Source organism: Streptomyces sp. NBC_00370 (assembly GCF_036084755.1).
Taxonomy (GTDB): Bacteria; Actinomycetota; Actinomycetes; order Streptomycetales; family Streptomycetaceae; genus Streptomyces.
The window spans coordinates 8,323,213-8,349,977 of the sequence record NZ_CP107968.1 but is presented as its reverse complement, the minus strand read 5'-3'; the positions used below and the strand labels follow the sequence as shown (position 1 = coordinate 8,349,977).

The window sequence follows — 26,765 nt, the reverse complement described above, 5'->3', positions numbered from 1 at the left end:
TCAGGCCGACCGCCGTCCGGTTCCGGGGGCGGCGGGGGCCGGTTGCGGCATCGTGGTGAGGATGCCCAGGACGGGTTCGGCGGTCTGCTCGGGGGCCGTACGCAGGAAGTAGTGGCCACCGCGCTCGAGCGGGTGCAAGCCGACGGTGGTGGCGAGCTTCCCCCAGTCGTGGTGGCGCGCCCGGTCGGCGGGGGTGGCTGGGTCGTCGTCGGCGGTAATGACGACGACGGGGGTACTCAGCCTCGGCGCGGCGTCGTGCTGGACCTCGGCCAGGTAGCGGTTGGCGGTGGCGACGTCGTGCCGGTAGGCCCGGCCGAGGAGGCGGGCGCGCTCGTCCTTGAGCAGGTCCAGCTCGACGTAGGCGGTGTCGCCGTGCAGGAGCGAGACGATCTGCTGGTCGGTCAGGGCCCCGATCTCCGCGGCCTCGCTCCGGAGGGTTTCGGGGTCCTCCAGGAGGGTGGCGGCGAGGAAGAGGCCCGCGGCGGGGCGGCCGTCCCGCTCCAGGGCCCGGGCGAGCGCGAGGGCGGGAGCGGCGCCCGCGCACTGGCCCCAGATCAGGACGGCGCCCTCGACGGCGGCCAGTTCGCGCTGCGCCCTGCGGGCCGCCTCCTCGGGGTCCGCGAGGGTCTCGCCGGGATGGGCGACGTCGTGGCCGGGGAGTTCCGCGGCCATGACGGCGATCCCCGCCGGGGCGAGGACGGCGGCGAGGCGCTGGAAGTTGACGGCGTTCCCGCCCGCGTAGGGGAAGCACACCAGGGTGGCCCGGGTGTGATCGGGCGCCGACATCGGCTGCAGGAGCGGCAGTTCGGATCCGTCGGCCCCCGTGGCGCCCGCCGCGGTGTGCGTGTCGGACGTGTGCTCGTCGACGGCGGCGGCGACGTCACGCAGGACCGGACTGGCCATCAGGCGGCGCAACGAGACCGCCCGGTCCAGACCGACGAGCATGCGGACCGCGGACAGGGAGGTCCCGCCGTGCCGGAAGAAGTCGTCGTTGCGGCCGATGCGGCTGACGGGGATGCCCAGGGCTTCGGCCCAGACGGCGGCCAGGCGCCGTTCGGTCGGCGTGGCGAGCGGCTCGTAGGCGTCGGCGTCACGGCGCAGCTCGGCGGCGCGGCCCGCCAACCGGAGTTTGTCGATCTTGCCGTTCTCGTTGAGCGGGAGGGCGTCGAGCCGGTGGAAGTACGACGGGATCATGTAGTCGGGCAGGCCGGCGGCGAGGAAGTCGCGCAGGTCGGCGGCCTCGACGGCGTCTGCCGCCGGGACGCCGTCCGGGTCCGCGTAGAAGGCGGTGAGGCTCCGACCGCCGTCGGGGTGTGTCTCGACGATGACGGCGGCCTGGCCGACGGACGGCATGCGGGTCAGCCGGTTCTCGATCTCGCCGATCTCGATGCGGTAGCCGCGGATCTTCACCTGCTCGTCGCGCCGGCCCAGGTACTCGATCTCCCCTTCCGGCAGCCACCGGCCGAAGTCGCCGGTGCGGTAGAGCCGGGAGCCAGGACGGTAGGGGTCCGCGGTGAAGGCGTGCGCGCTGCGCTCGGGATCGTTGATGTAGCCGCGTCCGACGCCGACGCCGGAGAACACGATCTCGCCGGGGGCGCCGAGAGGCACCATGCGCAGCCGCTCGTCGACGACGTAGGTCGCGACGTTGCGGCGGCTGTTGCCGACGGTGACGAAGTCCCGGGCGGGCGGGGCGTGCAGAATGCCGTGCATGGTGTCGTCGGAGACCTCGGTGGCTCCGTAGCAGTTCACCAGGGTGATGCCGGGGTGGAGGGCGAACCAGCGGCGGACGAGCTCGTGGCGCAGCGCTTCACCGGTGACGGCGACGGTCTTCAGGTCCCCGAGCGGGCGCGGATGGCGTTCGAGGTGGGTGAGCAGCACGTCGAGGTAGGAGGGCACGATCTGGATGACCTGGACGCCTCCCTGGGCTATCCGGTCGGTGAAGCGTGCGACGTCGAGCTGCACTCCGGTGTCGATGATCTCGGTGGTGCCGCCCGCGAGGAGCGGCGCAGCCAGCTGCCACAGGGAGATGTCGAAGCACTGGGAGGCCGTCTGGGTGACGGTGTCGCCGGCCTGGATGTCCATGTCCTCGATCTTCATGGCGAGGTGGTTGAGCATCCCCGCGTGTTCGCACATGGCGCCCTTGGGGGCGCCGGTGGAGCCGGAGGTGAAGTACACGTAGGCGAGCTGGTCGGGGGCGACGGGGACGTTCGGGTCGGCGTCGGCCCCGCCTGGCGCGTCCTCCAGGTCTGGGCCCGTCAGCAGGACGGTGCACTCACGGTTCGCCTCCTTCGCGGCGGTGCGCAGCATCTCTTCAGCGGCGGCTTCCACGACGGCGAACCGGCAGTCGCTGCGCTCCAGTTGGGTCGCGACCCGTGCGGGTGGGAAGTCGGGGCGGACCGGCAGGTAGGCGCCTCCCGCCTTCAGGACTCCGAACATGGCGGCGAGCCACTCCAGGGTGCGGTCCGTCACCACGGCGACGACGTCCTGCGGGGCGAGGCCGGAGTCGAGCAGGCGGTGGGCCACCCGGTTGGCCCGGCGGTTGAGTTCGCCGTAGGTCCAGCGGCGGTCACCGTGGACGGCGGCGACGGCCGCTGGGGTGCGGGCCACCTGCTCCTCGAACAGCTCGGCGAACGTGCGGTCCGTCAGGGGGTGGCTGGGGCCGGCCAGCCCGTCGCGCTGGTGGGCCACTTCCTCGGCCGTCGGCAGGGTCCGCTCGTGGTGCGCGGCTGCTGGGTCGTCGGTCAGCAGGCGCAGGGCCGTCAGCTGATAGCCGGCGACGCGCTCCGCGAAGTCGCGCCGGAAAGCGTCCTGGCGGAAGGTCACGCGCAGGGCGAGCCCGTCGCCGTCGCCGTCGGCCTCGTAGGCGATCCGCAGGACGACGTGGGGCTCCGGCGCCTCGTCGGCGGCGGGCGGGGCGCCGTGCAGAGCACTCAGGTCGAACTGGGTCTCGATGAGGTCGTCCCCGGGTTCCGCCCCGTCGGCCGACGCCACGGCGCCGGGACTGGCCGCGGCGTCGACTGCGGTGCGGGCAGCGGCCAGCAGCGCGCGCCAAGGCCCGTCGACGAGCGCCGCCTGGCAGCGCAGAGCCGGGCCGCCGGGCCGAAGGCGCAGTGCGGTGACGACCTCGCGCTCGGAGGCGAGGGAACCGATCACCTTGAGGTGGGCGGCGAGGAGCACGGCGTCGGGCTCGGTGCCCTCCGTGGCGGCCAACTGCCGGACGGCGGAGGCCAGCTCGTCGGGGACGGGCACGCGCACCTGGCCGAGGCCGGTGGCCGTGGTGTCGCCGGGGACGGTCCAGCGGCCGATTCGGGTCGCGGGGAGCCGCTTGCTCGGCGCGGTGGTGGCGGTGCTGGTCTCGCTCATGGCGTCCTCTCCGGTGCGGTGGTGACGGTCAGCAGGCCGGCGGCGCGTTCGGCACGCGCCGCGGCGGTGTGGATGCCGGCGGCCGACGGGGTGGTGGCTGTGAGGTCCGCGGCGGCGAGGGCGTAGCCGACGCGGTCGCGGAAGGAGTGGGTGATCGTGATCTGGTCGCCCGGAGCGGTGGTGAACTCGGCGCGCTCCACGCCCGGGACGGTCCGGGCGGCGTCGAGCCCGTCGAGCGAGGTGACCGTTCCCGGCACGCGGGCGACGGCGAAACGGATGGCCGCGTGGCGGCGTGGACGCGTGCGGAGCACGGCCGCGTCGCCAGCGGCACGGGCGACGGCGCAGGCCACCAGGTCGGTGCCGCTGCCGAGGCGGACCAGGGCGGGGATCATGCCGCCCGCGAGCCTCGGGTTGACCTCGATGACGACGGGCCCGTCAGGGCCGAGGCGCAGTTCGGTGTGGGCGGCGCCCCAGCCGAGGCCGAGGGCTTCGAGCGCGGCGAGCGTCGCTTCGCACAGAGCGCCCGCGGTCTCGTCGGGTACGTCGGCGGGGAAGTCGTGGCCGCTCTCCACGAAGTGCGGCTCGGGGCCGAGGTGTTTGCCGATGACAGCGACCGGGGTGCCGTCGAAGGTCTCGACGGAGTACTCAGGCCCGTCGACGTACTGCTCGACCAGGAGCCGGCGGGGCACCGGCCGCCCGCGTTCGTCGGTCTCGGCCGCGAGGAGGGTACGGGCGTGCCGCAGCAGGCTGCCGGGATCGTGGCACAGTCGCACCCCGACCGAACCGGACCCGGTCGTGGGCTTCGCGACGACGGGGTAGCCGATGTCGCGGGCGGCTTCGAGGGCGCCATCCGTATCGGCGACCGCACGGAAGCGGGGGGCGAGCCCCGCGGCCGCGAGCGCGGCACGCTGGATGTCCTTCTGCCGGCAGCGGGCCACCGCTTCGGCGTCGGGGGCGGGCAGGTCGAGCGCCGCGGCGGTGGCGGCGGCCGTAGCGACGAAGTACTCGGAGCTGGAGGTGACGCCGCGCAGGCCCCCGGGGTCGGTGGCGAGTTTCGCTGAGACCTCCAGCACGGCGGCCGGGTCACCGGTGTCGACGAGGAGGTGGTCCACGGCGTCGAGGGCCAGATAGGGGTAGCGCTCAGGGCGCGCGGTGAGGACGACGGGACGGAGCCCCAGTCGCCGGGCGGCGGCGCAGAACTCCCGTCCGGAGCCGGTGGTGTTGCTCTCCACCAGGGCCAGGGCGGGCAGCGGGGCGCCGGGCTCGTACGGGGACGCTCCAGGGGCGGGTGCGGTGAATGGGTCGCCGGTCATCGGACGTCACCACTGGCGGTCCGGGCCGGACGGCCGGCGAGGCAGGCGGTCACGGTCTCGTCCAAGGCCTGGCCGACGGCGGCCAGGTCCACCGGAGCCAGGACGGGCGGCGGAGCGCCGGGCTCGTACGAAGGCGGGCCGGGTGCGGTGAACGCGTCGCGGATCATCGGACATCACCTCCGGCGATCTGGGCCGGACGGCCCGCGAGAAGGGCGGTCACGGCCTCGTCCAAGGCCTGGTCGGCGGCGGCGAGCTCCGCCCGGCGACGGGCGGCGCGCGCCGTGTGGGCCCGGCAGTCGGCGAGGGCGTCGTCGAACAGCTGCGGGAAGTCGCCAGGGCCACCCGACCTCTGGCGCATCGCCAGAGCAGGGAGGGACAGCTCCGTGTCGGCGAGTTCGGCGGGCAGCTCCTCCCGTGCGAGCCGCGTCTCGCCCCGCTCGACCGCGCGGCGCACCGCTGAGCCGATCTCCCCGTGCGCGGTCCGGAACGGCACGCCGGCCCCGACCAGGAGATTCGCCAGTGCCGTCGCCCCGACGAAGCCCTCCTCCGCTCGCCGGAGCATCCGCTCCGGCACCGGACGGGCCCCCACGACCAGGCTCTGCGCGAGTTGTACGGCGTCGGCGACGGCGCGAAGTCCTGGCGCGGCGGCGCCGATCGCCTCGGTGCCGACCTCGATGGAGTTGGTGAACGGGGTGGACCTGGTCATCGCCGCGGCCGCCGTCCACGCCCCGATCGCCGTACCGGCCTTGGCCTTGACGTGTTCCAGCAGGAAGGCGTTGCGCTTCTGCGGCATCGCCGAGCTGCCGCCGACCAGCCGGTCGGGGAAGGTGATGAAGCCGAACTCGGCCGTGCTCCACAGCTGGAGGTCGGTGCCGAGCCGGGAGACGGTCAGCGCGGCCCCTGCCGCCGCCGCCAGGGCGCGCAGCGCGGTGTCCCGGCTGGCGACCGCGTCGAGCGCGTGCCGCGCAGGGCCGGCGAACCCGAGCAGTCGGGCCACCCGCCCGGGGTCGATGGGCAGTTCGGAACCGGCGGCGGCGGCCGCGCCCATCGGGCAGCGGTCAAGACCGGCCGCCGCGTCGCGCAGCGCCGCGATGTCGCGGCCGAGGGCCAGTGCCACGCCCGTCAGGTAGTAGCCGTAGGTGATGGGAAGGGCGGCCTGGTAGTGCGTGTGTACGGGCATCACCACGTCCCGGTGGGTGCGGGCGCGGGCCAGCAGCACCGCCTGCAGGCGGACCAGTTCGGACTCCAGCTCGGCGAGGGTGGTGCGCAGGGCCATGGCCTGCACCGTGGCCTTCAGGTCGTTGCGGGAGCGGCCGGTGTGCAGCCGCCCGCCGGTTTCGGCGCCGAGTGCGTCGATCAGCTGGTTCTCGTAGGCGAGGTAGAGCCCGCGCGGGGTCGGCGCCCCGTGCAGGGCGGTGAAGCCGTCGGCGCGCATCCGCTCGATCTGTCCCAGCAGCGCCTCGGCGTCCTCGGGGTCGATGAGTTTGCAGTCCGTGAGCATCACCAGATGGGCGCGGTCGACGGTGCTCGTCAGCCGCAGCTCACGGCTGATCTCCTGGTTGGTGGGCTGCGCGTAGACGAGGCGCTGGGTGCGCCTGCCGACGGTCGCAGTGAGCCGCCCCTGTGAGGCGCTCATCGCGCGGCCCCCGCGGCGACGGCGCGCTGCGGCCGTGCCTGGCCCGTGGCGTCCTCGTAGCTGCGGCGCCCCCACGGGTAGCGGGACCAGGCGGCGGTCGGCAGGGTCGGGTCGGTGGCCTCGACGGGCGCCTGGGGCAGGCCGTGGACGTCGTGGCCCTGCGCGGCCAGCCAGCTGTCGTCGTAGACCGTCTCCTGGTAGCGGTATCCCTCGTCCGGCAGCATCACCACGCAGCGGGCATCGGGGTGGCGGGCGGCCCACCAGCGTCCGACCAGGTAGCCGGCGCCGCTGGTCGGGCCCTGGAAGAGGGCGTGTTCCCGGTGCAGCCTGCGGGTGGCCGCGAACGCCTCGGCGGGTGTGCACCAGTGCACCTCGTCGAAGACGGTGTGGTCCAGGTTGGCGGGCATCAGGCTGTTGCCGAGACCGCGCAGGGTGCGGCTGCCGTCCTGGTGCCCGAACAGCACGCTGCGGTGGGTGTCGACGCCGACGGCTGTCACGTCGGGGCGCGCCGAGCGCAGAGCGCCGACGGTGCCGCACATCGATCCGCCGGAGCCGACGGGGCCGATCACGCAGTCGACCGGGCCGACGGTCGCCGCCAGGTGGTCGGCGACGATCGCGTAGGAGGCGGGGTTGTCCGGGTTGGTGTACTGCTCGGGGCAGAAGGTGTCGGGGTTCTCGGCCTGGATCTCGGCGAGCCTGCGCAGCCGGGACTCCTGGTAGCCGCCGACGGGCATGGGCTGCTCGCACACTTCGACGCGGGTGCCGAGGTCGAGGAGGCGGCGGCGCAGGTTGACGTCCAGCACGGGGTCGCTGACGAGCGTCAGGCGCCGGCCGAGGAGCGCCGCCTGCATGGCGAGGGCCAGGCCGAAGGTGCCGGACGTGGTCTCCACGATCTCGGTGTCGGGACCGAGGAGGCCGCGCTCGACGGCCTTGAGGAGGATGTGGCGGGCCGGCACGAGCTTCATGAGGGAGAAGGACGCGCCGTAGAGGTTGTCACCCAGGCGGATGATCCGCGGCAGCAGTTGGGCCTGCGTGATCTCTTGGAAAGCGGCATCGACGGTGGTCATGCGGGCCCCCTGTCTCGTGGTGCGTGGGCGTCTTGCCGGGATTCGGCGGCTGTGCTGGACGTACGGGACGCGCCGGCGGTGAGTGCCTCGACGGCGCGGTCCCACCGGGCGGACAGTGCGTGGATGTCGGACTCGTCGAACAGTCCGGACGGCCAGGCCCAGGTGGTCTCCAGCCTGACGGTGCCCGCGTTCTCGACGGCGAGAGCGGACAGTTCGAGGCCGTGCAGGACGGGCATGGCCGGGTCGACGCCGCTGTCGATCACGGAGTCGGGGGCCGGGGTCCAGTCCCGGGCCTCAGCGGTGGTGAAGCGTCCGAGGTAGTTCAGGCCGATCTGCGCGGCGGGCAGGCGGCGCAGGCGCGGCGCCGTCTCGGGGTTGAGGTGGCGCAGCAGGCCGAAGCCGAGTCCGTCCGCCGGGGTGCCCTCGTGCTCGGCGTGTGCCTGGCGGAGTGCGGCGTCCGGGTCCCGGTCGGGCACCAGGCGCAGCGGGTGGAAGCTCGTGAACCAGCCGACGGTGCGTGAGAGGTCGAGGCCGCCGTGGAACTCCTGGCGGCCGTGGCCCTCGATCTCGACCACCAACGGGCCGGTTGGCCGCCCCGTGGCGTGCTGCCAGCCGGCGACCGCGGTACCGACGGCGGCCAGCAGGATCGTGTCGACCGCGGTGCCGAGGGCGGCGGGAGCGGGCCCGAGAAGGGCGCGGGTGGTGTCCTCGGACAGTACGGAGACGTGGTGGCGGACGGTGCCGAAGGTGTCGCGCGCGGGGTCGACCGGCCGGTGGCCGAGCGGGGGCCCTGGATCGGTCAGGACCCGCTCCCACCACGGCAGTTCGGCGATCCGTGCGGCGGTCCGGGACTCGGCCTGCAGAGCCTTCGCCCACGCGCGGTAGGAGGTGCCGACAGCGGCCGTGGCAGGGGGGCGGCCGGCTGCGGCGTCCTGCCAGGCCCGCTCCAAATCGGCGCCGAGGATGCGCCAGGAGACGCCGTCCACGGCCAGGTGGTGTACGACCAGGAGGAGTTGGCCGGGGCTGCCGGGTCCCGCGTCGAACCAGGTGGCTGTCGCCATCCGGCCGGCGGTGGAGTCCAGGCGCCCGGCCGCGCGGTCGTGCTCGCGGGCGTGGGCCTCGCGCAGCGCTTCTCCCCTCAGCCCTCGGGAGTCGATGCGGACGAGATCGGTGAGGGCGTCGGTGGAGTCCTTGGGGAGGATGTCGACGGCCGGGTCCTGACCGGCGTCCGTGTCCCGGACGAGCCGCAGGCGCAGGGCGTCGTGGTGGTGGACCAGGGTGCGGACCGCCGTGCGCAGTGTCTCCTCCGTGGCGGCGGGCGGGGTGCGGAGCAGGACCGACTGGCAGAACGGCTCGGCGCCGCGGAGGTTCTCCAGGTAGGAGGCGATGATCGGGGTGTGCGGGGCGCGCCCGGACGGTGCGTCGGACGGGCGGGCAGCGCCGGTGGCGTGTCTGGTGTCCGGCAGGCCGGCCAAACGGGCGAGGGCGGCAGGCGACTTGTGGCGGTACACGTCCTTGGGGCGCAGGGCGAGCCCGAGCTTGCGGGCGCGGCTGATGAGTTGGATGGACAGGATGCTGTCGCCGCCGAGGCGGAAGAAGTCGTCGTCGGCGCCGACGCGCGGCAGGCTCAGGATGTCCGCGAACAGGTCGCACACCTGCCGTTCCCGCTCGTCGGCCGGTTCCCGTCCGCCGGTGGCGGCGGCGAAGTCCGGTTCCGGCAGTGCGGCACGGTCCACTTTGCCGTTGCCGGTCAGCGGCAGGGCGTCGAGGACCATGACCGCGCTCGGCAGCAGGTGCGCGGGGAGCGATTGCGCGAGCTGGTCGAGGACGGCGGCGCCGTCGAGAGCGGTGCCCGCCTCGGCGGGGACGACGTAGCCGAGCAGCCGTTTGTCGCCGGCAGGACCGGTGCGTGCCACGGCCGCCGCCTGGGCGACGTCCGCATGGCGGGCCAGGGCCGTCTCGACCTCGCCGAGTTCGACGCGGTGGCCGCGTATCTTGACCTGCGCGTCGCTGCGCCCCAGGTAGCGGACCTGCCCGTCGGCCCGGCGGCGGCCCCTGTCGCCCGTGCGGTACATCCGGGAGCCCGGCGCGCCGAACGGGTCGGGGACGAAGCGCTCCGCGGTCTGTGCGGGCCTGCCGAGATAGCCCCTCGCCAGTCCCTCCCCCGACAGCCAGAGGTCTCCCGCGGTGCCGGGCGGTACGGGGTTGAGCGCGGCGTCGAGGAGGTGGGCGCGGATGTTGCCGATCGGTGTTCCGATGACCGGTTCGGCCGCAGCGCCGATGGGGGCGGTGAGTGCGTAGACGGTGCACTCCGTGGGGCCGTACAGGTTGATGGACGTGACCTGCGGGTGTGCGCTCAGCCGCTTCCACAGGGCGGGCGGCAGCTCCTCGCCTGCGATCAGCAGATGGTCGACCTCGCCGTCGGCGGCGAGCAGGCCGGCGCGCAGGAGCTGGGTGAGGTAGGTGGGGGTGAGGCTGAGGACCGAGATGCGTTGTTCGTGCAGGTAGGCCACCAGCAGGTCGGCGCTGAAGCGGGTGTCGGCGTCGATCAGGTGCAGTTCGTGGCCGGCGAGCATCCAGAACAGCCCGTCCAGGGAGACGTCGAACGACCACGAGGTGGTGTGGGCGACGCGCCTGCGCCGTTCGCGGGCCTGTCCCATGGCCGGGCAGATCCGCTCGCGCATCGCCCAGTGCAGGTTGGTGAGCGCGCCGTGCTCGACGACGACGCCCTTGGGCCTGCCGGTCGACCCGGAGGTGTAGATGACGTACGCGGGGTGCGCGGGGAGCAAGGGGGCACGGCGGTCGCCGTCCGTCAGGTCCTCGGGCGTCCGCGTGGTCAGTTCCGCGACGGTGTCCGCGGAGTCCAGCACGAGCTGCGGGGCGTCCGTTCCCGGGACACGGTCGGCCACCGCGCTCTCGGTCAGCACCAGCGTCGCCTGCGAGTTCTCGCACAGGTAGGCGATGCGCTCCGCGGGGTACTCCGGGTCGACGGGGACGTACGCCCCGCCGGCCTTCAGCACCGCCAGCAGGGCCACCACCATCAACTCGGAGCGCGGGAGCACCAGCGCCACGCGGTGCTCGGGTCCGATCCCGCGGGCTGCGAGGAGCCGCGCCATGCGGTTCGCCCGTGCGTTCAGCTCGCCGAAGGTCAGCCGGTGGCCGTGACACACCAGCGCCGTCGCCGCGGGCTCCTTGGCTGCCTGGTCCTCGAAGACACCCGTCACGGACCCGGGCGGCACCGCGAGGGCGGTGTCGTTCCACTCCGACACCAGCATCGTCCGCTCCGCCGGTGACATCACGTCGAGCCGGGAGAGCGGAGCGTCCTGATCCTCCGCCACGTGTGCGAGCAGCCGGGCGAACCGCTCCGCGAGCGTCACGGCCGATTCCCGGTCGAACAGGTCTTCGGCGTACTCGATCACTCCGCGCAGGCCGGAGGGGACGCCCCGGTCCTGGCTCTCGGCGATGCCGACGTTCAGGTCGTACTTGGCGGTGTCGCCGCCGGCCTCGACGGGACGGACCGTCAGTCCGGGCAGGTCCAGGGCGGCGTCGGCTGTCTGCTCCAGCTGGATGCCGACCTGGAAGAGCGGGTTGCGGCCCGCTTCCCGCACCGGGTTGACCGCCTCCACCACCCGCTCGAACGGCACGTCCTGGTGGGCGTAGGCGGAGAGGTCGGCCTCCCGTCCCCGTCCGAGCAGCGTTCGGAACGTGGGGTCGCCGCTCAGGTCCGCGCGGAACACGAGCGTGTTGATGAAGCATCCGACCAGGTCGTCGAGGGCCTCGTCGTGCCGGCCAGCCACCGGCGTGCCGATGGGAATGTCCTCCCCGGCCCCCAGCCGCTGCAGCAGCGCGGCAAGCGCGGTGCGCAGGACGACGAACAGCGTGACGCCGCCGCGCCGCGCCAGGTCGGCGAGGCGTTCGTGCAGCGCGGCGTCCAGTTCGAAGACGACACGCCCGGCACGGTAGGTGGGGACGGACGGCCGTGGCCGGTCGGCCGGCAGGACCGTCTCCTCCGGCAGGCCCCGCAGTGCCTCCCGCCAGTGGTCCACCTGCCGTACGAACGGGCTGTCCGGGTCGCCGGGGTCGCCCAGCACTTCCCGCTGCCACAGCGTGTAGTCGGCGTACTGCACGGGCAGCGGCTGCCCGTCCGGTGCCCGACCGCGGACCCGGGCCGCGTAGGCGGTGGAGAGGTCCCGCCCCAGCGGCGCCATGGACCAGCCGTCGGCCGCGATGTGATGGAGCAGCAGGACCAGGACGTGGCTCTGCGGGCCGGTCCTGATCAGGCGGGCGCGGAACGGCAGTTCGGTGGCCAGGTCGAAGGTGTGGGTGGCGGCCCGGTCGAGGTGGGCGGGAAGGTCCTCGGCTGCGCAGTGCTCGTACGCGACGGGCAGCAGGTCGCCGATCTCCTCGGCTCCCAGTACCTGTTGCCTGGGCACGCCGTCCGCGGTCGGGTGCAGGGTGCGCAGTGCCTCGTGCCGCCGGACGAGATCGGCCAGCGCTGCGGTGAGCGCGTCCGCGTCCAGGTCGCCGGTCAGGCCGAGGACGACCGGCACGGTATAGGCGCCGGGACGGTCCTCCAACTGCGACAGGAACCAAAGGCCCTGCTGGGCATGGGACAGCGGGATCCGCCCAGGCCGGTCCGCGGGGCGCAGCCGGGCCCGGCGCGTGGTCACGCCCGCGGCGATCAGCGCGGCGAGACCTGCCGCCGTGGGGGTGCGGAGTACGTCGCTCACCGCGACGTCGGCACCGAGTGCCTCGCGGATCCGGTTGGCCAGGCGCACGGCGGCGAGGGAGTGGCCGCCGATGCGGAAGAAGTCGTCGTCGGGGCCGACGCTCTCCAGGCCCAGGATGTCGGCGAAGAGGCGGCACAGGCTGTGTTCCCGCTCGTCGGCCGGTTCGCGTCCGCCGGCCGTCGGGGCCTCGGGGGCCGGCAGTGCGCGGCGGTCGACCTTGCCGTTCGCGGTGATCGGCAAGGCGTCGAGGACGACCAGGGCCGAGGGGACGGCGTAGGCGGGCAGCCGCTCTGCGGCGAACTCGCGCACCGCGTCGGTCAGTTCGGTGACCTCGTGGCCGCTGGGGGTCCGTTTCAGCACGAGGTGTGCGACGAGGCTGCGCCCGCCGCCCGTGGCGTCGCGCGGCGCGGTCACGACGGCCTGCGCGACCGAGGGGTGAGCGGTGAGCGCCGCCTCGACCTCGCCGGGCTCGATCCGGAAACCTCGGATCTTCACCTGCCCGTCCGCCCGGCCGACGAAGGCCAGGAGCCCGTCCCGGGACCGGCGCACCAGGTCCCCTGTGCGGTACATGCGCTCACCGGGCGGACCGAACGGGCACGGCACGAAGCGTCCGGCGGTCAGCGCGGGCTGGGCCACGTAACCCAGCGCCAGTCCGGATCCGGCGATGTACAGCTCGCCGACCACGCCGGGCGGGGCCGGTTCGAGCCGGCTGTCGAGGACGTACAGGCGGTTGCCCGCCATCGGGCGGCCGAGGGGAACGGGGCCGGCCGCCTCGTCCGGCTCGCGGATCTCGTGCCGGGCGGCGAAGGTCGTGGTCTCGGTGGGGCCGTACCCGTTGTGGACGACCAGGCCGGGGCACGCGGCCAGGGCCCGGCGCACGGCGTTCGGGGGCACCACGTCGCCTCCGGTCCACACGTCCCGCACCCCGCGCAGGCAGTCCGGGCCGTCCTCGGTCACCAGGTCGAAGAGCGCCGACGTCAGCCACAGGCCGGTCACTCCCCGCTCGGTGACGGACCGCCGCAGACTCCTCGCGTCGACGGTGCCCGCCGGATGGACCACCACGGTGCCCCCGTTGAGCAGGGGCACCCAGAGTTCGTAGGTCGAGGCGTCGAAGGAGTGCGGGGAGTGCAGCAGCACTCGCCGGTGGGCCCCGCCCTGCCAGCACGGGTCCGCCGCGAGCGCGGCCACGTCGCGGTGACGGACCGCCACACCCTTGGGGCGCCCGGTGGTGCCCGAGGTGTACATCACGTACGCGGCCAGGTCGGGATGGCTCACGGCCTTGCCATGCTCCGGAGCCGTGGCCGGGGTGGAGCCGCCGGTGTCGGTGTGACTGGGCGTCACGGTTTCTGCTCCCGCGCCGTCCGGCGCGACGGCCAGCACCTGCAGCCGGGCCGGCAGGCGCGAGCCGTCCCCGCACCGGGCGGCGTCCGCGACCGCGATGCGCGCCCCGGTCTCGCGGGCCATCAGCTCCACGCGCTCGCCCGGGTGGTCGGGGTGGAGCGGCACGTAGTGCGCACCGGCCTTGAGGATGCCGAGCAGCGCGACCACGAGGGCCACGGAGCGCTCCATGTCGACGACCACGGCGTCCCCGGGACCCACCCCGAGGGCGGCCAGGCCGCCGGCCAGCCGGCCGGCCCGGTCGTCGAGGTCGGTGTACGTGAGAGCGCCGGTGTCGCCGACGACCGCCACGGCCGAGGGAGTGGCCGCGACCCGTGCCTCGAACAGCGCGGGCACGCTCGTGGCGGAGGCGGCGGCGATCGAGGCGCTGTCGGGGTCCTCGCCGCGCGCCAGCTCGGCACGCCGCTCGGCGGGCGAGAGCAGGGACACGCGGCCGATCGGCAGGTCGGGGTCGGCCGCGAGTCGCTCCACGACGCGGACCAGCCACCGGGAGATCAGCGCGGCCGTCTCGTGGTCGAACAGGTCGGCGGCGTACTCCACCACGCCGTGTATCCCGGCGGGCTCGCCGTCGGCCGAGCGGTTCTCGGCGAAGCCGAAGCTGAGGTCGAACTTGGCCTGCTGGAGCCCCACCGGATGCGGCTCGGCGTGCAGACCGGCCCAGGAGACGTGGTCCGGTCCTTCGGCGGCAGCCGCGTCCTGGGCGGAGAGGCTGACCTGGAAGAGCGGGGTGCGCCCGGCCACGCGCGGCGGGTTGACGGCCTCCACCACGCTCTCGAAGGGCACGTCCTGGTGTGCCCAGGCGGCCAGGTCCGCGCGCCCTGTCCGCTTCACCAGGTCCCGGAAGGACGGGTCGCCCGAGCAGTCTGTGCGCAGCACCACGGTGTTGACGAAACAGCCGATCAGGTCGTCCACGTCGGCGTCGGTGCGGCCGGCGACCACGGAGCCGATCGGGATGTCCGTGCCCGCGCCCAACTGCGAGAGCAGTGTGGCGAGTCCCGCTTGGAGTGCGGAGAACACACTGGTACGGCAGGTGCGGGCGAGCGTGGCGAGCCGCCGGTGCGCGAGCGCGCCGATGCGGAAGGGGACCACGCCGGAGCCGCGGCCCGGCACGGCCGGCCTGGGCCGGTCGGTGGGCAGCGCGATCTCCTCGGGCAGACCGCTCAGGGACGCCTTCCAGTGGGCGAGTTGGACGCTGAAGGCGCTGTCCGGGTCGTCCTCGGCGCCGAGGACGGAGCGCTGGCGGAGCGAGTAGTCGCCGTACTGGAGGGGCAGCGGGTGCCAGCCGGGGGACCCGCCGGCCAGGCGGGCGGCGTAGGCGGTCGCCAGGTCGTGGGCCAGCCGTCCCAGCGACCAGCCGTCCGCGGCGATGTGGTGCAGGACCAGGAGCAGCACGTGGTCGTGCGGGCCTCGGCGGAACAGGCTGGCGCGCAGCGGCAGTTCGGTGGCCAGGTCGAACACGTGCCCTGCGGCCAGGTCGACGGCCGCTTCCGTGTCCCGGCCCGTGTCGACCACCGCGAAGTCGAGGAGCTTTACGGCCTCGTCCTCGTCCAGCACGCGCTGGTACGGCAGGCCCGCACGTTCCTCGAACACGGTGCGCAGCGCCTCGTGGCGGGCGAGGACGTCGCGGAGCGCCGCCTCCAGCGCGTACGGGTCGGCCCGGCCGGTGAGCCGGGTCGCCCAGGGCAGGTTGTAGGTCGCGCCGACGCCCTCCACCTGGGACAGGAACCAGAGGCGGCGCTGGGCGTACGACACCGGCAGCGGAGCCGGCCGCGCGGCGGACGGAGGGGTGGTGTCGTTCGGTTGGTACACGAGTGAAGCGGTGTCGCGTGGCACGGGTCGTCCTCCACACATCCGGACGGCGGCTTCGGCCGTCACCTCTCTGGCTGGTGGTTCCTGATCAGGTCAGGGGCCGGACCAGTTCATGGACTTTGCGGACACGAGCTGGGGCAAGATCCGAACGACAGGTCCTAGTGATCCATCGCCTCGCGCAGGCTGCGGGGGCGCATGTCCGTCCAGGTGCGCTCGATCCATTCCAGGCAGTCCGGCTTGGGGCCCTGCTTGCCGGCCTCCCGCCATCCGGCGGGGCTCTCGCGGTCGGCGGGCCAGATCGAGTACTGCTCCTCGTCGTTGAGCACGACCTTGTAGTCCAGGTCGAGTGCGTCGTCGAACATGTCGGTCTCCTCGTTGGTCAGGGCCGGTCGGTTCAGATCAGGTCGTTCCAGGACCGGTCGTTCGGGACGGGTCGTTTCAGGACCGCTGCGGCGTTCCGGCGATGCCGGCCAGTTCGGCAACGGTGGGGTGGATCTGCACATCGACCGGTTTCAGCGCGAGACCGAGCTCCCGCTGGGCGCGGAAGGCGATCTGAACGGCTCGGATGGAGTCGCCGCCGAGGTCGAAGAAGTCGTCCTCGATGCCCACCCGGTCCACTTTCAGGACCTCGGCCCAGATCCGGGCGAGCGTGCGTTCCGTGTCGGTCCGGGGCGGCCGGTGGCCGGCGTCCGCGACAGCCGGTGCGGCGGCCGGGCCCGCGTCGGCGAGGCGCGGAAGTGCCGCACGGTCGATCTTCCCGCTGGGGGTCATCGGCAGGGCGTCCAGCGGTACGAACGCCGTCGGCACCATGTACGCCGGGAGCTGTGAGCCCAGCCGGGCGCGCAACTCCGCCGGGTCAGGAACGGGGGCGTCCCGCTCCGGCACCACGAACCCGACCAGGCGCCGCTCGGCGCCTTCCCCGACGGCCGCGACCGCGCAGGCGCCGACCCCGGGATGCTCGGTCAGCCGGGCCTCCACCTCGCCCGGCTCGATGCGCTGGCCGTGTACCTTGACCTGCTGGTCGGCGCGACCGAGGTATTCGAGCACGCCGTCGGGACGGCGCCTGGCCAGGTCGCCGGTGCGGTACAGCCGCGCCCCGGGCCGCTCGCCGAACGGGTCGGGTACGAACCGGTCCGCGGTCAGCCCGGGACGCCGCAGGTATCCGCGCGCCACCCCGGCTCCGCCGACGCAGAGTTCACCGCGTTCGCCGTCGGGGACGGGCAGGCCCCGCGCGTCGAGTACGTACGCGGTGGTGCCCGGGACTGCGCAGCCGATGGGCGCCTCCTCCGCGCGGTCGCAGAGGTGGCTCGTGGCGTAGACGGTGTCCTCGGTGGGGCCGTACGCGTTGACCACCTCGGCCGTCGGGCTCCAGCGGGCGGCGAGGGCCGGCGGCAGCGCCTCCCCCGCCACGACGACCCGGCGCACCTGGGGCAGTTCGGCGGGGTCGAGTCCCGCGAGGACGCTGGGCGGCAGGGACAGCACAGTGGGGCTCAGGGCCTGCATCGACTCGCGCAGGCCGTCGCCGACCCGGTGCGCCCCGCCGGGTGAGACCAGCAGGGTCGCGCCGGTGGTGAGGGCAGCCACCATGTCACCGACGGAGACGTCGAAGCCGAAGGAGGCGAACTGCCACAGCCGGTCCTCGGGACGCAGGTCCATCACCTGGTGCACGACGTCCACCAGGTTGTCCAGCGAGCGGTGTTCGACCTGCACGCCCTTGGGTGTGCCGGTGGAGCCCGAGGTGTAGATCACGTAGGCCAGGTCATCCGGCCCGGGAGCCTCCGCCACCGACCGCTGCACAGAACCGTCACTCTCCTGCACCTCACCGGGCACCGGCGGCTCCCGCAGCTCCACCACCTCCCACTCCCCCATCGGCAGCTCCGGAAAGACACTGGTCTCCCTCACCACCACACGCACCCCGGCGTCCTTCAACACGAACGCCACACGGTCCTGCGGATAGGCCGGATCGACCGGCACGTAGGCAGCCCCGCAGCGCCATACCCCCAACACCGCAGCGACCATCCCCACACCACGCCCCAGGCACAACGCCACCCGGTCACCACGCCCGACACCAAGACGCCGCAATCGCCCAGCGACCACCTCCGCCCACGCATCCAAACCGGCGTACGACAACGACGTACCCTCACCGTCAACCACCGCGACCGACCCGCCCCGCGCCGACACCTGGCCCGCGAACAGCTCGGCGACCAGGTCCGGGCGGACGGTGTGCTGCTCGGCGCCGACGAGGGTCGCGAGCTCGCGCAGGTGCCGGTCGGCGACGCTGTCGGCCTGTTCGGCGGCGAGGTACTCGGTGTCGTAGTCCATGCAGAGCTGGACGCCTCCCACCAGGGGGTTCTTGAAGATCGTGAGGGTCAGCGGCACGTCGGCCGGCTCGTCGCGCCTGGCGGCCGTCAGGTCGCCGAGGTCGGCGAGCAGCCCGGCATCCTCGGCGCCGAGGGTCTCGCGTGCCACGTGGAAGTTGTTGTAGACGAAGTTCGTCGCGAACAGCTCGTGCTGCCCGGTGATCTGGTGGATGCGCGCCAGCGGCGTCCTGCGGTGCGGCAGGATGCGGCGCTCGGCCTCGAAGACCTGCTCGACCAGCTCCGCGGCGGATTCGGCGCCCACCCGGGTGCGCAGCGGGACGGTGTTGAGGAACAGGCCGCGCACGTCCGTGCCGCCGGTCTCCTCCAGCCGTCCGTTGAGCGTGATGCCGCAGCACACGTCCTGGCGGCCGGTCAGTTCGGCCAGCACCCGCAGGTGTGCGGCGAGGTAGACGCTCTTCTCCGGGACGCCCAGACCTCGGGCGAACTCCTCGACCTGATGTGACAGACGCACCGGGACATGGGTGTCCCTGCGTCCTGTTCCGGCGGCGGGCCGTGGCGGGGCGGGGAGTGTGAGCGGGTCGTAATCGGCGAGTGTCTCCGCCCAGAACTGTGCGGCGTCGGCGGAATCGACGGCCCTGCGCTCGGCCGCCACGAAGTCACGGAAGACCGAGGCGGGCGGCGGCTCCTCGGCGGGTGCGTGCCCCCCGAGCAGGCCGAGGTAGTGCGCGAGGATTTCGGACAGCGTCGACCACAGGCTCCAGCCGTCGAGAATGGCGTGGTGCTCCACGACGGTCCAGTGGAACGCGCTGTCGTCGCAGACGTGCACGGCGAAGCGCAGCAGCGGCGGCTCCAGGTGGTCGAAGGGCTGCCGGCGCTCGGCCGCGACCGCCCGGTCGATCTGCTCCTCCTGCTCGGTCTTCGGCAGCCCGCGCAGGTCGGTGACGGCGAGGACCGGCTCCGCCTCGCGGTGGACGATCTGCAGCGGTTCGGGCGCGGCGGTCGGGTCGAGGGCGGTGCGCAGCACCGGGTGCCGTGCCACGACGGCCCGCAGGGCGCGCCGGAAGCTCTCTTCGTCGAAACGCAGCGGCACGCGGTAGCCGGCCGCGTTGTGGTACGGCAGGCGCTCGGGGTCCGAGGCCATGTGGTAGACCATGCCGAGCTGAAGGGTCGTCATGGGGTAGGCGTCCACGACGTCGTCGCCGAAGTCGGCCCCGACGTCGGCGCGCTGCTCGGGGGTGAGGAGTGAGAACGGTGCGGAGCACTCTCGTACGGCGCCCTCGCTGTCGCCGTCGCCGTCCTGCGCAGCGAGCGTCTCGTCGGCACGGCGGGCGAGCGCGCCGACGGTGCGGCATTCGTAGAGGTCCGGGATGGACACGGGCACGCCGCTCTCACGTGCCGTGCCGCTGATGCGTACGGCTCGGATGGAGTCGCCGCCGAGGTCGAAGAAGTCGTCGTCGATGCCCACCCGGTCCGCGTGCAGGACCTCGGCCCAGATCCGGGCGAGCGTGCGCTCCGTGTCGGTGCGCGGCGGCCGGTAGCCGCTGACGGCCGCCGCCCGCACCTTGCCCGCGAGGGCGGGCAGGGCGCCTCGGTCGGTCTTGCCGCTGGGTGTGGTCGGCAGTGACTCCAGCGGTACGAACAGCGAAGGCACCATGTACGCCGGGAGCCGTGCGGCGAGCCAGGCACGCAGGTCGTCCGCGCTGGGGTCGGGGGCGTCGCGGTACGGCACGACGAACCCGGCCAGGCGGCGTTCCGCGCCCTTCCCCACTGCTGCCACCACGCATGCGGCGACCTGTGCGTGCTCGGCGAGCCGGGCCTCCACCTCGCCCGGTTCGATGCGGAAGCCGCGCACCTTCACCTGCTGGTCGGCGCGGCCCAGGTATTCGAGGATGCCGTTCGGCAGCCATCGGCCGAGGTCGCCCGTCCGGTACAGGCGCGCCCCGGATCCGCCGTACGGGTCGGGCACGAACCGGTCCGCCGTGAGGCCGGGGCGGCCGAGGTAGCCGCGTGCCACGCCGGCCCCGCCGACGCAGAGCTCACCGGTGACGCCCGGCGGCACCGGGTTGCCGAACCGGTCGAGGACGAGGACGCTCCAGCCGGGTATGGCGTGGCCGATCGGGCTGCTGGTCGGCGCCAGCGACTCCTCGGTCAGGGACACGGCCGTCACGTGCACGGTGGTCTCGGTGGTGCCGAACATGTTGACCAGCAGCGGGCTGCCCGCCGGGTGCCTGCGGTGCCAGGCGCGCACGGCGGCGGCGTCGAGTGCCTCCCCGCCGAAGACCACCAGCCGTAGCCGGAGGCCGTCGCGGGGCCGTGCGGCGTCTTCCGCGTCCAGTTGACGGAACGCCGACGGGGTCTGGGAGAGGACGGTGACCTGTTCCCTGACCAGCAGGTCGGCGAAGGCGCCGGGGTCGCGGGCGGTGTCGTCGGATACGACGACCAGGCGTCCGCCGAAGGCGAGAGCCCCCCAGATCTCCCACACGGAGAAGTCGAAGGCGAAGGAGTGGAAGAGGGTCCACACGTCGCCGCCGCCCGGGTCGGCCGTGCGGCGGCCGGCCTCGATGAGTGCGGCGAGGTTGCCGTGGCTCACCTCGACGCCCTTGGGTGTGCCGGTGGAGCCCGAGGTGTAGATCACGTAGGCCAGGTCATCCGGCCCGGGACCCTCCACCACCGGCCCTGCCGTAGAACCGTCACGCTCCACCTCACCCAGCTGCGGCGGCTCCCGCAGCTCCACCACCTCCCACTCCCCCACCGGCAGCTCTGAGAAGACACCCGGCTCCCCCAACACCACACGCACACCGGCGTCCTTCAACACGAACGCCACCCGATCCCGGGGATACACCGGATCAACCGGCACATACGCGGCCCCACAACGCCACACCCCCAACACCGCCGCGACCATCCCCACACCACGACCCAGACACAACCCCACACGATCACCACGCCCCACACCAAGACCCCGCAACCGCCCCGCAACCACCTCCGCCCACGCATCCAGACCCGCATACGACAACGACCCACCCCCACCGTCAACCACCGCAACCGACCCACCCCGAGCACCCACCTGACCCGCGAACATCTGCGGGGCGGTGGCCGGTTCGGTGATCGCCGGAGTCCGGTCGGCAAGGCGGGCCCGCTCGGCGGGCGTGAGCAGTTCGGCGCGGCCGACCGGGGTCTCGGGGGCAGCGGTGCACGCGTCGAGCAATCGCACCCAGTGCTCGAACAGCTGCCGGACGGCAGCGGCGTCGAACAGATCGGTGCTGTGCTCGGCCTCGACGCGCAGCTGCGCCCCGTCGTCGACGACGTTCCAGGTGAGGTCGAACTTGGCGGTGGGCGTGCTGAGCGGGAGGCGGCGCAGGTCCGCGCCGGGAACGGTGGGCGCGGGGGTGTCCCGTTCGTAGCCGAAGACGAGTTGGAAGAACGGGGAGCGGCTGGGGTCGTGTTCGATCCGCAGTCGCTCGGCGAGGCGCTCGATTGCGACGTCCTGGTGCTCCATCGCGTCGGCGAAGGCGTCGCGGACGCCGTGGAGTACGGCGGCGAAGCCGTCGGTGGGAGCAACGGCGAGGCGCAGGGGCACGGTACGGACCAGGCAGGAGACCAGGCGTTCGGTCGCCGGGTCGTCCCGTCCGGCCAGCGAGGTGCCCAGCACGAGGTCGTCGCGGTCCGTGTAGCGGTGCAGGAGTACGGCGAACCCGGCCAGCAGGGTCGTCGCGGGACTGACCCGGTGCCGGCGGCTGAAGTCGCGTATCCGGTCGGCCAGTTCGCGGGGGACGCGGTGCTCGGCTGTGGCGCCGCGGAACGAACGCACGGCCGGGCGGGGCCCGCCGAGAGACAGCTCGACGCCTTCCGGTGCGTGGTGCAGGGCCTGCTCCCAGAAGTCGAGATCCTCCTGTTCGTCCTCGGCGGAGGGCACGCGCACGCCGGCGGCGTCCATCGGGGCCTCGGGTGTCCTGGGCGCGTCCACCGGTGTCCCGTCCGGCAGTTGGTCGGCCCCGGCCCGCAGGTAGCGCGCGTACCGTTCGGCGAAGTCTTCGACCAGTACGCCGACCGACCAGCCGTCCATCGCCAGGTGGTGGCCGGTGAACTGCACGATGTGGTTGTCCTCCGCCAGGCGCAGCAGCAGGACCCGCAGCGGCGGCCCGTCCGCCTGCTCGAAGGGGAGGGCCGACTCCTCGGCCATCACGGCGCGGGCCTCGTCCTCGTCGCGCACCTCGCGCAGCGTCAGCGGGATCCGCGCCTGGGGAACGGGGGCACGGTACGGTTCGCCGTCGACGGTGTGGACGGTGGAGCGCAGTTCGCCGTGGAGCCGGGTCAGCTCGCCAAGTGCGTGACGCAGCCCGGGCAGCGAGAGCCGGCCCGTGATCCGAAGGGCGAAAGGCACGTTGTAGAGGGCCGGTTCGCGGTTGACCTGCTGGGCGAGCCATACGGTGCGCTGCGCGCCTGCCAGCGGGCGCAGTACCGGCTGCGGCTTCGAGGGTTCGAGTCCGGTGAGGGTCATGAGGGGAGTCCTTGGTCTCGTACGGCTCGCCCGGCACCGGTGCAGCCTTCGCCGGCCTGCATGATGCGGGCGACCCGGACCGCGCGGTCGAGGCTGCTCGCGTTCTCGACGTGGGATTCGATGTGGGCGGCCAGCGCGGCGACGGTGCCTTCACCGATCATCACGCGCAGGGGGACCCTGACCGCGAGCATGTCGCGCAGCCGGGCGAGGACCCGGGTGGCGGAGAGGGAGTAGCCGCCCAGGTCGAAGAAGTTGTCGTGCACGCCGACGGAGTCGCGGCCCAGTTCCTCTGCCCAGACACGTTCCAGTACGGCCAGGAGCGGGGTGAGGTGCGCGTGGTCATCGGCCTCCTCGCCTTCGGCCGTGGTCGGCGCGGCCGAGACCGGCTCCGTGGGGACGGTCGGCGGGGCGGCCGCCGGGGCGGGAAGGGTGTCGATCCGCCGGTCCGGGTCGTCCGCCACCGCCCGCAGCAGCGCGGCGTAGTCGGCGGCGAGGCGCTCGGCGGCCGGGTGGTCCAGAACGCCGGTGTCGTACTCGACGATCCCGTACAGGTCGGGGCCGTCGTACTGGAGCGTGACCAGCAGGTCGTACTTGGCCGCGCCGGCCCTCACCGGGATTTCGCGCGCCCGGACCTGGGGCAGGTCGAGATCCACCGGATCGACGCTGAGCAGTTCGAAGACGACCGAGCTCAGCGGGGAGGGCCCGGGGGTGCCGCGCTCGCGGCGTCCGCGCAGGGCTTCCTGGAGCGGGTAGTCCTGGTGTGTGTAGGCGTCCAGGACGGTCGTACGGGCTTGCCGCGCCAAGTCGCGGAACCCGAGTCCGGGGTCGACCTCGGTGCGCAGCAGCACCATGTTGACGAAGGAGCCGACGAGGTCTTCGAGTGCGGGGTGGTCGCGTCCTGCGACCGAGGTGCCGACCGCTATGTCGCGCTCGCCGCTTGAGCGGTGCAACAGGGCGAGGAAGCCGGTGTAGAGGGTCGTGAACAGGGTGGTGCCGCACTCCTGGGCGAGTGTGTGCAGCGAGGCGACGAGGCCGGCGGGCAGGTCGAAGCGGAGCGTGCCCGCGGTCCGGTCCGTGGCCGCGGTGCGAGGCCGGGCCCCGGGGATCGGGGGGCTGGGTGCGGTGGCGGTCCGCTCGGCCCAGTACGCGGTCAGTTCGGGCATGCGGCCGGCCAGGCGGGTGCCCTGCCAGTGCACCCAGTCGGCGAAGCGGAGGGAGGGCGTGGGTCCGGGTCCGCCGGGGGCGCGGTAGGCGGCGCAGAGGTCGCGGACCACGCGGGCCAGCGACCACTGGTCGCAGACGAGGTGATGGACCACCAGGACGAGGACGTGCCTGTCGGGGGCGATAGTGGCGAGCGCGGCGCGCAGCGGTGCGGCGGCGAGGTCGAACGGCGTGGCCGCCGTGCGGGTCACGACGGCGTCCACGGCCGCTTCGAGGGTGTCCGGTGGTGTGCCGGTCAGGTCGTGCACGGTCAGGGGGGCAGGCCCTGGCGGCAGGACACTTTGGCGGGGGCCGTCGCTGCCGCCGGCGTCGAGGACGGCCGTGCGCAGCGGTTCGTGACGCTCGATCACCTCTTCCAGGGCCCGGCGCAGCGCGTCGGGATCGACCTGGCCGGTCAGCTCCCACGCGATCGGCACGTGGTAGCGGGAGGTGCCGGGGGCGGCCTGTTCCGCGTACCAGATGCCGCTCTGGCTGGGGGCCAGCGGCAGCGGCCCGTCCTGCGGGGCGGGCGGGATGGGCGGTGCCAGGGGCGCGCGGGCGCCCTGGTCGACGAAGACGGCCAGTTCGCCGAGAGTGGGGGCGCGGAAGACGTCCTCGACGGCGATCTCGACGCCGAGCAGGCGACCGGCGCGCATGGCTGCGCGCGCGGCGAGGAGGGAGTGGCCGCCGAGGGCGAAGAAGTCGGAGGCGGCGCCGATGTGGTGCGCGTCGGTGCCGAGGACCTCGGCCCAGACCTCGGCGAGTGCGCGTTCGGCCGGGGTGAGTGCGCGGGCGGGTGCCTGGGCCGCTTCGGGACCGGGGTGGGGCTGCTCCTCCTGCGGGGCCCCGGCGCCGAGGGCGGCGGGGTCGTCGACCAGGGGGAGGTCCGGGCTGTCCAGCAGCCGCTGGAGCGCCCGCCCCACGTCGGCGCAGAACGCGTCCACGCCGGCCGCTTCGTAGAGATCGCGGTCGAACGAGCAGTGCGCCGGGCCTTCGGGGGTGAAGGTGAGCACCAGGTCGCGGTCGGCGAGATCGTGGTCGAGGTCGGACGGTCCGGCACCGCCCGACTCGGCAAGGACGAGGACGGCGACGCCCGCGTCCTGTCCGGGCGGCGCGGCGGCTGCCAGGCCGGCTTCGACGGTGGCGAGCGCGACGACGGCGGCGAGCGGGTCGGCGGCGTCGACGGTCACGGCGCGCAGGCCGGGCCCGGTCTCGGGAGCGGCGACGGCGAGCGGAATCCGGGACGTGCGGGTCCGCTCGCCGAGGACGGCGGCGACCGCGGCGACGGCGACTGCGGCCGGGGACGCGCCGTTCTGCGCGGCGGCCTTCGCGAGCAGGCTCCCGGTGGTGGGGTCGGTGCTCGTCGTCTCCCGCAGGTACTGGGGCACCGGGGGCCGGGGGCGGTCGTACGGGAGGCTCACCCGGGTGCGGCGGGCAAGGTCACCGGGCATCGCGGCGCGCCTCCTTCCGGATGACCGTGCGGCCCAGGACCAGGGCGTCCAGCTTGGAGCGCAGGAAGGTCCTCAGTGCCTCCTCGGGGGTGGCGATGACCGGCTGGCCCTTGAGGTTGAAGGACGTGTTGAGGACGACGGACGTTCCGGTGCGCCGGCCGAACGCGCCGATCAGCTCCCAGAAGCGGCGGTTGTCCTCGGCCCGTACGGTCTGCACACGGGCGGTGCCGTCCACGTGCGTGACGGCGCCGAGCCCGGCGCGGTGCTCGGCGCGGGTGCTGGTGACGAACAGCATGTGGGCGTAGCGGTGCTCGGAGCCGGGGGCGATGTCGAAGTAGTCGGCGGCGTCCTCCACCCGTACGGCGGGGGCGAAGGGCCGGAAGCTCTCCCGCTCCTTGACCACCGCGTTGATCCGGTCCCGCATGCCTTCCTGACGGGGGTCGGCGAGGATGCTGCGGTTGCCCAGGGCACGCGGCCCGAATTCCATCCGGCCCTGGAACCAGGCGACGATCAGGCCCTCCTCCAGCAACTCGGCTACGTGTTCAGCGAGTTCACGGTCGCCGTCGAGTGTGATGTCGGCGGTGCCGGCGCTTTCGGCGTTGCCCGTGGTGCCGATGTGCCGGACGGTGCACCCCTCGGGCGCGCCGGCGGCTGCGGCCAGTTCCTCGTCGGAGAACCCGGGGCCCCAGAAGGGCATGGCCATCCGGCCGGCGCGCGCCGAGGCTGTCGCGTCCGCCTGGAGGGCGGCGCCCAGGGCGCTGCCGTCGTCACTGGCGGCGGGCTGCACGAAGATGTCGTCGAAGAGGCGGCTGCGCGAGACGAGTCCGTTGGCCGAGCAGTTGAGCGCGACACCTCCGGCCAGGCACAGCCGGCGCTCCCCCGTCTGCTCGCGGGCAGCGCGCAGCACGTGCAGCAGGGAGCTCTCGATGGTCGCCTGCAGGGCGGCGGCGATGTCGATGTGCTCGCGGCTGACCTCGGCGCCGGGCTTCCTGGCGGGGCCGAGCCGTTTCGCCAGCTCCCGGAGCACACCGTCGTGGGTCTCCTGCTCCTCGGCGGTCCGGTCCCGGGCCAGCAGCGGGACGGTGTAGCTCCCGTCGTCGCGCAGCTGAACCAGCTCGGCGAAGGTGTCGAAGTACCGCTTGGCGTCGCCGAAGGGGGCGAGACCCATCACCTTGTACTCGTCCATGAAGGGGACGAACCCGAGGTGGTGCGTCAGCAGCGCGTACAGGATGCCGATGGAGTGCATCGCGGGGATGGTGGAGACGGGTTCGAGCCGGTCGCCTGCGCCCAGGAAGACGCTGAGGCTCTCGGTCTCCCCCATGCCGTCGCTGACGACGACGAGCGAGCGGTCGAAGCCGCTCGGGTAGAAGGTGCTCGCGGCGTGTGCCAGGTGGTGCGGGACCGGGGTGAAGCGCTCGTCCCAGGAGCGGCCGGGGAGGAACTCCTCGGCCCAGCGCAGCTGCGCCTCCTTGGAGTAGACCTCGCGGTAGCGCGCCGCGGAGAGTGCGGGCTCGCCGGGCAGGCCCGACGGGCGGTAGGCGAAGCCGTGCGCCAGCCGGTCGATGTCGTCCAGTTTGAGGCCGGCTTCCGCCAGGCAGTACCGGATCGCGTTGACGGGAAACGCCCCCGTGGTCTTTTCGCCGGTGAATCGCTCCTCTGCCGCGGCCGCGACGGTCTCGCCGTCCACCACCAGGGCGGCAGCCGACTCGTAGCCCTGCGCGAACCGCTGAATTCGCGGGTCCGCGTCGGGAAATGCCCGCCTCTTGAAGTCTGTTCCGTTGTGCATTCCGCTGTAGCCAAGAATTCGCATCTCGTGTCCACTTTCGCGGTCGTCGGCACGTGGTCTACGCTCTACGAGCCTAGGCCGTGGGCAGGGGTTTTCCCCCCGCCGCAGGAACAACATCGCCCCACGACTTCCGTACAGGGCAAAGACTGCACTTTCGAACAGCCCTTTCTTCATTGACCTTTCAAGCCGGTCA

The 26,765-nt window shown here is 73.5% G+C and carries 10 protein-coding genes; all 10 read right to left on the bottom strand.

Translation table 11 applies throughout. The annotated features are described in order from the left end of the window. Positions 1-3,363, bottom strand: coding sequence for a non-ribosomal peptide synthetase (locus tag OHS57_RS36495; RefSeq protein ID WP_328584786.1), 3,363 nt, complete (start codon positions 3,361-3,363; stop codon positions 1-3). Next, complete coding sequence (locus tag OHS57_RS36490) at positions 3,360-4,676, bottom strand: ATP-grasp domain-containing protein (protein ID WP_328584785.1); 1,317 nt, start codon at positions 4,674-4,676, stop codon at positions 3,360-3,362. The genes OHS57_RS36495 and OHS57_RS36490 overlap by 4 nt, the downstream gene beginning before the upstream one ends. Beyond that, positions 4,673-4,843, bottom strand: a complete 171-nt coding sequence (locus OHS57_RS36485) for a hypothetical protein (RefSeq protein WP_328584784.1) — start codon at positions 4,841-4,843, stop codon at positions 4,673-4,675. Before OHS57_RS36485 ends, OHS57_RS36490 begins: the two co-directional genes overlap by 4 nt. Then, complete coding sequence (locus tag OHS57_RS36480; protein WP_328584783.1) at positions 4,840-6,312, bottom strand: argininosuccinate lyase; 1,473 nt, start codon at positions 6,310-6,312, stop codon at positions 4,840-4,842. The genes OHS57_RS36485 and OHS57_RS36480 overlap by 4 nt, the downstream gene beginning before the upstream one ends. Next, positions 6,309-7,379, bottom strand: coding sequence for a pyridoxal-phosphate dependent enzyme (locus OHS57_RS36475; protein WP_328584782.1), 1,071 nt, complete (start codon positions 7,377-7,379; stop codon positions 6,309-6,311). Before OHS57_RS36475 ends, OHS57_RS36480 begins: the two co-directional genes overlap by 4 nt. Beyond that, positions 7,376-15,340 (bottom strand): non-ribosomal peptide synthetase, encoded by a 7,965-nt coding sequence (locus tag OHS57_RS36470; protein ID WP_328584781.1) that lies wholly within the window; start codon positions 15,338-15,340, stop codon positions 7,376-7,378. The genes OHS57_RS36475 and OHS57_RS36470 overlap by 4 nt, the downstream gene beginning before the upstream one ends. Before the next feature lie 134 nt (positions 15,341-15,474). Continuing rightward, a complete protein-coding gene (locus OHS57_RS36465) occupies positions 15,475-15,678 on the bottom strand; it encodes an MbtH family protein (protein ID WP_328584780.1) in 204 nt (67 codons plus the stop codon). Positions 15,679-15,754: 76 nt separating this feature from the next. Continuing rightward, complete coding sequence (locus tag OHS57_RS36460; protein WP_328584779.1) at positions 15,755-22,135, bottom strand: non-ribosomal peptide synthetase; 6,381 nt, start codon at positions 22,133-22,135, stop codon at positions 15,755-15,757. Then, positions 22,132-24,786, bottom strand: coding sequence for a condensation domain-containing protein (locus OHS57_RS36455; protein ID WP_328584778.1), 2,655 nt, complete (start codon positions 24,784-24,786; stop codon positions 22,132-22,134). The genes OHS57_RS36460 and OHS57_RS36455 overlap by 4 nt, the downstream gene beginning before the upstream one ends. Further along, positions 24,776-26,572 (bottom strand): carbamoyltransferase family protein, encoded by a 1,797-nt coding sequence (locus OHS57_RS36450; protein ID WP_328584777.1) that lies wholly within the window; start codon positions 26,570-26,572, stop codon positions 24,776-24,778. The genes OHS57_RS36455 and OHS57_RS36450 overlap by 11 nt, the downstream gene beginning before the upstream one ends. Positions 26,573-26,765 lie beyond the last annotated feature (193 nt).

Coding starts and splice junctions, on each gene's coding strand:
- OHS57_RS36495 (WP_328584786.1), bottom strand. CDS start 3,363: ATGAGCGAGACCAGCACCGCCACCACCGCGCCGAGCAAGCGGCTCCCC.
- OHS57_RS36490 (WP_328584785.1), bottom strand. CDS start 4,676: ATGACCGGCGACCCATTCACCGCACCCGCCCCTGGAGCGTCCCCGTAC.
- OHS57_RS36485 (WP_328584784.1), bottom strand. CDS start 4,843: ATGATCCGCGACGCGTTCACCGCACCCGGCCCGCCTTCGTACGAGCCC.
- OHS57_RS36480 (WP_328584783.1), bottom strand. CDS start 6,312: ATGAGCGCCTCACAGGGGCGGCTCACTGCGACCGTCGGCAGGCGCACC.
- OHS57_RS36475 (WP_328584782.1), bottom strand. CDS start 7,379: ATGACCACCGTCGATGCCGCTTTCCAAGAGATCACGCAGGCCCAACTG.
- OHS57_RS36465 (WP_328584780.1), bottom strand. CDS start 15,678: ATGTTCGACGACGCACTCGACCTGGACTACAAGGTCGTGCTCAACGAC.
- OHS57_RS36460 (WP_328584779.1), bottom strand. CDS start 22,135: ATGACCCTCACCGGACTCGAACCCTCGAAGCCGCAGCCGGTACTGCGC.
- OHS57_RS36455 (WP_328584778.1), bottom strand. CDS start 24,786: ATGCCCGGTGACCTTGCCCGCCGCACCCGGGTGAGCCTCCCGTACGAC.
- OHS57_RS36450 (WP_328584777.1), bottom strand. CDS start 26,572: ATGCACAACGGAACAGACTTCAAGAGGCGGGCATTTCCCGACGCGGAC.